Below are 1,241 nucleotides of genomic sequence, written 5' to 3' on the forward strand. Positions count from 1 at the left end.
CCATGGCCCCGAAGAAGAAAAAGGTCGTCGGCCTGATCAAGCTGCAGATCCAGGCCGGTGCGGCCAACCCCGCCCCGCCGGTCGGCCCTGCGCTCGGTCAGCACGGCGTCAACATCATGGAGTTCTGCAAGGCCTACAACGCCGCGACGGAGAGCCAGCGCGGCAACGTCATCCCGGTGGAGATCAGCGTCTTCGAGGACCGCAGCTTCGACTTCAAGCTGAAGACCCCGCCGGCGTCCCGGATGCTGCTCAAGGCCGCCGGTGTGCAGAAGGGCTCGGCCGAACCGCACAAGACCAAAGTCGCCAAGGTGAGCTGGGATCAGGTGCGCGAGATCGCCGAGACCAAGAAGGAAGACCTCAACGCCAACGACGTCGAGCAGGCCGCCAAGATCATCGCCGGCACCGCCCGGTCGATGGGTATCACGGTCGAATAGCCGAATAGTTCTGTCGCACAACTGAATACCACCGTGGGAGGGCCCGCTTCGGCCCGTTCGACCACTGCCAACCGCACCTAGATTGGATTGACATGAGCAAGAACAGCAAGGCATACCGCGAAGCCGCCGCGAAGGTGGATCGCGACAAGCTCTACACCCCGCTGGAGGCGGCCAAGCTCGCCAAGGAGACCTCCTCGAAGAAGCAGGACGCCACCGTCGAGGTCGCCATCCGCCTGGGTGTGGATCCCCGCAAGGCCGACCAGATGGTGCGCGGCACCGTGAGCCTGCCGCACGGCACCGGCAAGACCGCCCGGGTGGCGGTGTTCGCGGTGGGGGAGAAGGCCGAGCAGGCCGCCGCCGCCGGCGCCGACGTGGTCGGTAGCGACGACCTGATCGAGAAGATCCAAGGCGGGTTCCTGGACTTCGACGCCGCGATCGCCACCCCCGACCAGATGGCCAAGGTGGGCCGGATCGCCCGCGTGCTGGGCCCGCGCGGCCTGATGCCCAACCCCAAGACAGGCACCGTCACCCCCGACGTGGCCAAGGCCGTCACCGACATCAAGGGCGGCAAGATCAACTTCCGGGTGGACAAGCAGGCCAACCTGCACCTGATCATCGGCAAGGCCTCCTTCGACGAGAAGAAACTGGCCGAGAACTACGGCGCGGCCCTGGATGAGGTGCTGCGGGCCAAGCCGTCGTCGTCGAAGGGGCGCTACCTCAAGAAGGTGACCGTCTCCACGACGACGGGGCCGGGTATTCCGGTCGATCCGGCGGTGACGCGGAACTTCACCGAGGAGTAGGCGGGTC

Annotated in this window: 2 protein-coding genes; both read left to right on the forward strand. The window is 66.3% G+C overall.

Annotated features, from left to right (window positions below; all coding sequences use genetic code 11):
• Nucleotides 1–2 precede the first annotated feature (2 nt).
• Nucleotides 3–434, forward strand: coding sequence for a 50S ribosomal protein L11 (gene rplK, locus ADBZ5U_RS09030; protein ID WP_526264553.1), 432 nt, complete (start codon nucleotides 3–5; stop codon nucleotides 432–434).
• 92 nt (nucleotides 435–526) lie between these two features.
• Nucleotides 527–1,234 carry a 50S ribosomal protein L1 gene (gene rplA / locus ADBZ5U_RS09035; protein WP_526264555.1) on the forward strand — a complete coding sequence of 236 codons (708 nt, stop codon included), beginning with the start codon at nucleotides 527–529 and terminating at the stop codon, nucleotides 1,232–1,234.
• Nucleotides 1,235–1,241 lie beyond the last annotated feature (7 nt).

The sequence above is a fragment of the Mycobacterium sp. genome, assembly GCF_040398885.1.
Lineage (GTDB): Bacteria > Actinomycetota > Actinomycetes > Mycobacteriales > Mycobacteriaceae > Mycobacterium.